The sequence below is a fragment of the Psychromonas sp. genome (assembly GCF_041586535.1).
Lineage (GTDB): Bacteria > Pseudomonadota > Gammaproteobacteria > Enterobacterales > Psychromonadaceae > Psychromonas.
In genome coordinates this window covers 1-2991 of record NZ_JBFGZY010000223.1, presented here as the reverse complement: position 1 = coordinate 2991, position 2991 = coordinate 1, and the positions used below count along the sequence as shown (strand labels likewise).

The 2991-nt window shown below is 39.3% G+C and carries 4 protein-coding genes; all 4 read left to right on the top strand.

Annotation, left to right across the window (positions count from 1 at the left end; all coding sequences use genetic code 11):
- On the top strand, positions 1-202 hold a 202-nt coding region (gene tnpA, locus ABZA00_RS16755; RefSeq protein WP_372883292.1), incomplete at its 5' end, for an IS200/IS605 family transposase.
- Between the two features lie 169 nt (positions 203-371).
- The gene (locus tag ABZA00_RS16750; RefSeq protein WP_372883291.1) at positions 372-1565 is read left to right on the top strand and encodes a hypothetical protein; all 1194 of its coding nucleotides are present in this window, start codon (positions 372-374) and stop codon (positions 1563-1565) included.
- A 130-nt stretch (positions 1566-1695) separates the two neighbouring features.
- Positions 1696-2121, top strand: coding sequence for an ion channel (locus tag ABZA00_RS16745; protein WP_372883290.1), 426 nt, complete (start codon positions 1696-1698; stop codon positions 2119-2121).
- A gap of 284 nt (positions 2122-2405) precedes the next feature.
- Positions 2406-2801: a hypothetical protein gene (locus tag ABZA00_RS16740; RefSeq protein WP_372883289.1), complete on the top strand. Its 396-nt coding sequence runs from the start codon at positions 2406-2408 to the stop codon at positions 2799-2801.
- Positions 2802-2991: the final 190 nt, after the last annotated feature.

Below are 2991 nucleotides of genomic sequence, written 5' to 3'. Positions count from 1 at the left end.
TCCGCCAAAACTGGCGATCAGTGTGATGGTTAATAATTTAAAATCGGTATCATCGAGGATGTTGCGATTACAGAACCCCTATTTAACTAGGCAAAGTAAAAATGCAGCTTTATGGTCGCGGTCATATTTTGCTTGTAGCGCGGGGGGGGCTACGATAGAAACTTTGAAAAATTATGTGGATAGTCAATCCACACCTGCATGATTTAAAGTGCTACTACACTGTCGCCTTATATCCCCGCCCTAAAAATAAGGGCGAGGGTTTACGGCTATTTTGCTAAAAAAACAGCTGAATTTAGTGTATTCTGTGTTCATTTGTGAAGACGCTACCGATCTCAAACTAGCGACTGATTTTATGGGTAAAGGAATGGGTGATGAAAAAAATAGTGTTGCTGTTCTCAGCAGTAATTATGTCAATGAATGTTCAGGCTGACTGGCAACAATTACTGGCTGAAAGCTGGGATAATGCAAAAAGCCAAGGGCAGGCGTTATATAGTGAGTTCAGCAAAGATGAACTATCTGATCTGCCACCAGCCAGGAAAATCGCCATTAAATCCTGGGATAAAGTTGAAGACCGTTTTAATGATATTCTCGAAGTTAAACTGGACAAATTTCTTGCCCCTGAAAGTGCCTGGTTGAAAAAAACACAAGCGCAATATCAAAGGGATATTGACGAGATTCTTAATGATGTTTACGCCATATTAAATGATCAATTATTGGAAGATGCGCGACAGGATATTACCGTTATCGAGCAGCTGATTGAAGATAAACGCAAACAGGCGGCAGAACAAAAGTCCAAAGCAGTGATATTGATTGGTAGCGATAAACAAGATGCGTTAGACCAACACTTATCTTATGAAAATGAGATTCGTGAATATAATATGATACGTGAAAACTTGCTCACAGCCGTACAGGATCGCCTCTCTGAATTTGGCAGCGATCTTTCCTTGGCGCAGGTTGAAGCGTTACTGGTGCGGGTCAATTCAGATGACATTCTTGGTGTGACAACGGTATTTCCTGTTATCGGTGAAATTGCAAAAACCTATGCGGAAATCACCGCTTCGTCCGCTGAAGATATAAACAACGCTAAAAAATACTACAGCATGTACGTGGTGCTTTTGGAGCTGCAGTTGCACATTCAGGAACGTTATATTGACGGCTTGAAATCTCTCTATATTCCCCGGATTGATGATTTACGGGAAAAGCAGCAGAGTTTAATAATAACCACGCAAAAAGAGCAGCTTAATGCCCTGGAAAAACATCGTAATATGTATGCTTTAAACTTAAAAAGTCAGCATACAACTCTTGATGCGATTGCCTTATACAAAGATAATTTGAAAAAAGATTTAACTAATATGTCTAGGGCACACGCGCTTCTTTTTGAAGATTATAAAGTAGCCGTAAACACGCTTAATACGGTGACCATGTCTTCACAAGTGCTAAATTCGATCAACGATAGTAATCAACTGTTTGATAAGATTATGGCGCTGCAGGCTCCTGAGTTGGTGCCCTTTAATAATATGCAAATGCAGAAGGAATTTTCAATTTTAACGGAAAAAATTAGGTGATTCCGTTGTTTTGTCGTCTCGTGTGTGCAGCAAGGTTAGTGTGAATTGATATAAAACGTCCAGCCATTTTAACGATATAATACTCTATAGTTAAACTCATTGGTTGTTTAATTATCAGGTTAATATATCTATGGGGTCGGTATTTCTAATCAATTTTTTAATTATTACCCTGGCAGTACTTATTCATTATGAATTTTTGTATCGCATATCACTTGCCATTCCGAAAATGAAAATTAAACACCGCTTCAGAATTGTTGTTGGTGTTTTTGGGGCTTTAATTGCCCATACCATTGAAATCTGGCTTTTTTCTATTGCTTATTATTTTATGCCGCAAATACAGGGAACGGGGTATCTGGAGGGAAACTTTGATGGCTCATTACTGGATTGCGTCTATTTTTCATTTACTATTTTTACCACGTTAGGCTTTGGGGATATACAGCCCCATGGTCATATCAGACACCTTGTGGGACTGGAATCGTTAACCGGGCTGCTGTTAATAACCTGGACCGCTTCATTTTTATATTATGAGATGCAGCGCTACTGGGGCAAAAGGTAAAAAAGATGGGGGAGTTATCCTAATACGCCAGAGCACCATATAGTTTAAAAAAACAGCACCAGCGAGAGCTGACTAAAAATTGCGCAGGGAAAATCAATGAGAGCAAGGCGTTTGATTGAGAAATAGCTGGCTATTGGGATTGAAAGCAACGCTGTTAACGCAATTATCGTTAATTTTAGCAAGTAAGATTGTTCAGGTAGTTATGCGGATTGGTATTAGCCTTAATTGAAATTTAATGGTATAAATTTGGATATAAGTTTAAGGATAAACACAAGGAGAGGTAAATGAATGGTGCTGGTGGAAGTTCAGGCGGGATTGGTACCTTCTTTATAGGCTTAATCATGATGTGCGGCGGCTTTTATATGCTCTTGAACGCCATCACAGTAACATCGAGTTTTGCTTTGGGCTCCCGTTTGTATAGTTATAATGCGCTGGGGAACAGTTTCAACCTTACCGGTGGTATGATTATGGTGCCGTTTATTTTTGGGATAGGGCTGATTTTCTTTAACGGCAAAAGTATGTTGGGTTGGATCTTATCAATCGGCTCTATCAGCGCACTAATATTTGGTGTTATCTCCACGGTTCGCTTCAGCTTACGTACCATGATCTCTTTTGATCTTATTGTCATTCTGGTGCTTGCTGTTGGTGGACTTGGATTATTTTTACGCTCACTTAAATAAAGACAGCAAAGCGCTTTATTGCCATGCAGAGGAATGTTTTGTCACACTACTTATACCAAATCCGATAACTATCTACTCATTTATACTTGCTAAAATGAATGCTAGCTAGACATAAAACTACGTTTTAGTCTTTGTTATTGATTTGATTCAGAACGTCCTGTTCTTCACCACTTTGTGGCCAGCTAAAGCT

What these genes read in the sequence shown, in the direction of transcription:
- ABZA00_RS16750 (WP_372883291.1), top strand. Translation starts at nt 372, where the DNA reads ATGAAAAAAATAGTGTTGCTGTTCTCAGCAGTAATTATGTCAATGAAT.
- ABZA00_RS16740 (WP_372883289.1), top strand. Translation starts at nt 2,406, where the DNA reads ATGAATGGTGCTGGTGGAAGTTCAGGCGGGATTGGTACCTTCTTTATA.
- ABZA00_RS16745 (WP_372883290.1), top strand. Translation starts at nt 1,696, where the DNA reads ATGGGGTCGGTATTTCTAATCAATTTTTTAATTATTACCCTGGCAGTA.